The organism is Moorena sp. SIO4A5 (genome assembly GCF_010672005.1).
In the GTDB taxonomy this organism is placed as follows: domain Bacteria; phylum Cyanobacteriota; class Cyanobacteriia; order Cyanobacteriales; family Coleofasciculaceae; genus Moorena.
Genome location: NZ_JAAHHZ010000490.1, coordinates 1 through 3,608 on the forward strand (window position 1 = coordinate 1; position 3,608 = coordinate 3,608).

Sequence of the window (3,608 nt, forward strand, 5' to 3'; positions counted from 1 at the left end):
AAAAGGAGATACTTTAATGATGACCTATTCTGAACGCCTTCATCCGTGGGTGGTCATTCGGCTGTTACCACAAGCGATGCAGCGCGGTCTTGGGGGTTTCCCCCATGAGCGACTGCATCAAGACATGCAGCGAGTTGTTGTTGCTCGCTTTCGCAATCGATCGGATGCAGAGGGACATTTATGGGCCCTGAAACGATTGATGCCGGATGCGGAATTTATAATTGTTTTTGATGTTGGTAATCGGATCGATGAAGAATCGTAAGGGGTAAATCTCATATAGCAGTTTGCGACTTAAATCAGCATTGGATTTCATGATCGATTTGAAAATGCTATAGCCATCAATCCTTCATCAAATTCTCAGATATCACTCACCTTGGTTTCATCTTATCCCCTCACCCTAAGGTTAGGGATTCCAGCCACAGCCCCTGATGCTGGGGTTGGGCAGTTGCGTAGGGTGCCAGGTGCGTAGGGTGCGTAGTGGCATGGCACACCTAAAAACGTAGGTTGGGTTGAGCGGTAGGGAAACCCAACAAAGCTTTACTGGTGTTGGGTTTCATTCTTCAACCCAACCTACGCTTATTGCACCATTTTAGATGTGCCACGCCAGTAGGGTGCGTTAGGGACGTCCCGTAACGCACCACCCACGGAAAGCCTCTGATTTTCAGCCTCTGAGCGCCTGGGACAGCCCGTCCCGTAACGCACCACCCACGGGCTCACACTCATTTTCTGCTTCGTCCTCAGCCTTGGGACAGCCCGTCCGAAAATTGTAACAGGCAAGATGCCCGTTCCACCCATTGGGTCAAACAGCAAAAATGAGATACACCCTTAGGTTAGCAATGACATCTAGGCAGGGAAAGCACGATTATGAATAAATTACTTAAAATAGCCCTCAGCACTACTTCCTTAGTGGGGCTGTGTTTGATGGCACTAGTCGTACAAGCCGGGAGCTGGGATAATTTCAAACTCCGTTACTTCCATCTCACTGCCTATCTCCACAACCAAGACCAGGAAATCACTGACCTCCAAAAACAAAATCTTAATCCAGCAAAATCCACTCGCATTAACTTAACTGAACTCCTCAATGGTGGTCCCCCAAAAGACGGTATTCCTAGTATCGATAATCCCAAGTTTGATACCGCTCAAACCACACCATTTTCTAAAACAGAAACTGTGATTGGTGTGGTAATTAATGGAGAAGCCAAAGCCTATCCTTTCGGGGTCATGAACTGGCATGAATTGGTGAATGACACAGTAGGTGGAGTTAATGTTAGTGTATCCTATTGTCCCCTTTGTGATACTATAGTCGCTTTTAATCGCAGCAATACAACCTACGGTGTTACAGGCAAACTTTATCAAAGTTGCCTAGTGATGTATGACCGTGCCGATGATACCCTTTACTCTCAACCTTGGGGGATGGGTATTATTGGTGCTAAAGTCAATCGTAATCTTAAAACAATTCCCGCTATCAAAACTACTCTTGGCGCTTGGTTAAGCAAGTATCCCAATAGTAAAATTCTATCCACTGACACAGGTTATAACCGGGCTTACTTCAACTATCCCTATGGTAGTTACTATACCGATAAGCGAATTATTTTCCCAGTCAGAAATCAACAACGACTTACCCTCCATCCTAAAGCTATTGTTAGCTATGTGTGGGAAGCGGATCAACAAACCCCTAAAAACCAATTTTCTGGGGCTAGCTATCAATTTGTCCATGATCAATTAAAAAAAGTGGGCGAAAAAGTTGTAGAATTCAATGGTCGTCCAATTAGAGCACGTTGGGATAGCCAACTTCAAACTGTATTAGTAGAAGAATTCGATGGCACTCCCATCCCCAGTTCTACTGCTTTTGCCTTTGTGTATGCAGCTTACTTTGGCAAATAATCTTACAAACCAGAGAATTCCCCCAATTTAAAACTGCATTGCTACCAAAAATCCCGATGATATATATATTTAATTAACTATTGCTAGCATGCCTATTGCTAGCATGCCTATTGCCTCTTGCCTCTTGCTAGCATGCCTCTTGCTAGCATGCCTCTTGCTAGCATGCCTCTTGCCTATTGCTAGCATGCCTATTGCCTCTTGCCTCTTGCTAGCATGCCTCTTGCCTCTTGCCTCTTGCCTCTTGCCTCTTGCCTTTCCTTTACCAATTCTGTTCACAACTAAAATATAAATGCTGGATAACTCATGACTAATAACCACAATATCTTAGTAATTATCCCTGTTCTCAATGAAGAAACCACTATCACTGGGGTAATTAAGTCTCTTCAATCCTATAATTTGAACAATATTCGGGTAGTCGATAATGGCAGCACTGACAACAGTATTATTAAAGCAAAAGAAGCCGGTGCAGAGGTAATCTGTGAGCCTATTCCTGGTTACGGTCGAGCCTGTTGGCGGGGATTGCAGCAACTAGACCGAGATATTAATTGGATATTATTCTGTGATGGCGATGGAAGTGATGACTTAAGTTACTTACCCCAGTTTCTAGCTGCTAGGAATAAGTATGACCTAATTTTAGGTAACCGCCGCGCCACAGTAAATGGACGTAAGGCGATGACCCCAGTGCAAAATTTTGGCAACTGGCTAGCTACCTTCCTGATCGGTTGGGGTTGGGGACACTCCTATCAGGATTTAGGACCATTGCGCCTAATTCGTCGTTCAGCTTTAGATGAAATCCAAATGCAAGATAGAGGATTTGGCTGGACAGTAGAAATGCAAGCCCGTGCGATTGAATGTGGTTTGCGAGTCTGTGAAATTCCTGTTGGTTACCGTCGCCGACAAGGGGGACGCTCGAAAATATCTGGTACCCTTTCTGGTAGTGTCCAAGCAGGAACAATAATTTTGATGACTTTAGGTCGTCTATATCTACGTCGCCTTAAGCTTACCCAGGCAGATGGCACAATCGCTAGAAGTGTTGAAGAGAAAATAGGGAAGAGTGTGGGAAGTGTGGGGAGTATGGGGAGTGTGGGAAGTGTGGGGAGTCTGGGAGGTGTGGGGAGAGGGAATGATTAATATTATCTTGACATGATGAGTTGGAAAAAAGTATTACATTTTTTTTCATTACAAAAAATCCTTATACTGAGCTATTGACCCAGTACAAAAAAACTTAATATCGGAAGTTATACAACTAAATTTGAGTACTAAAATAGTCAAATATTATTAGTTTTAATCTTCCCTGTTATAGCGCTACGCGCCAGGCAATAGGCAATAGGCATGAAGCGCAATAGTGAAGAAAAAAGCTTACTAATCAAGGGATTGAGCGATTTTAATTTTTCTTCACTTGTCAAACACCATAGTGCGTAGTGCTATACCTGTTCCGAAGTTCCCTAGCTTTACAGATAAATAAATTTGAAACTTAGTGCAAGATTTGAGTTATATACTTTATGATATCTTGCCTATTGCCTATTGCTAGCATGCCTATTGCTAGCATGCCTATTGCTAGCATGCCTATTGCCTAAGGAAGTATGTTCAGAACTCCAATGAAAACGCTATATATATGGCTTAGTTCTCTACTCCTGTTGTTAGGTTGTATCTTGATTGTGCCTCATGGGGATTTCCGAGAGGTGGGAGCTGTGCCTCGATTTTGGTTAGGTATCAGTGTAATC

General features: G+C 43.5%; 5 protein-coding genes. 4 read left to right on the top strand and 1 reads right to left on the bottom strand.

The genetic code is table 11. The features are described 5' to 3' along the window. The first annotated feature begins 19 nt into the window (after positions 1–19). Entirely contained in the window at positions 20–262 is a 243-nt protein-coding gene (locus F6K57_RS39750) for a hypothetical protein (protein ID WP_293074317.1), read from the top strand. Between the two features lie 314 nt (positions 263–576). Here F6K57_RS39750 and F6K57_RS39755 read toward each other — a convergent pair whose 3' ends face one another. Then, positions 577–777: a hypothetical protein gene (locus F6K57_RS39755; RefSeq protein WP_293074305.1), complete on the bottom strand. Its 201-nt coding sequence runs from the start codon at positions 775–777 to the stop codon at positions 577–579. An 87-nt stretch (positions 778–864) separates the two neighbouring features. Between F6K57_RS39755 and F6K57_RS39760 the strand changes: the two genes are divergently transcribed. The 3 genes from F6K57_RS39760 to F6K57_RS39770 all read left to right on the top strand — a co-directional run bounded on the left by F6K57_RS39760 (position 865) and on the right by F6K57_RS39770 (position 3,015). Next, complete coding sequence (locus F6K57_RS39760; protein WP_293074308.1) at positions 865–1,884, top strand: DUF3179 domain-containing protein; 1,020 nt, start codon at positions 865–867, stop codon at positions 1,882–1,884. A gap of 88 nt (positions 1,885–1,972) precedes the next feature. Next, the gene (locus tag F6K57_RS39765) at positions 1,973–2,173 is read left to right on the top strand and encodes a hypothetical protein (RefSeq protein ID WP_293074311.1); all 201 of its coding nucleotides are present in this window, start codon (positions 1,973–1,975) and stop codon (positions 2,171–2,173) included. A 14-nt stretch (positions 2,174–2,187) separates the two neighbouring features. Then, entirely contained in the window at positions 2,188–3,015 is an 828-nt protein-coding gene (locus F6K57_RS39770) for a glycosyltransferase family 2 protein (protein ID WP_293074314.1), read from the top strand. The last annotated feature ends 593 nt before the right edge of the window (positions 3,016–3,608 follow it).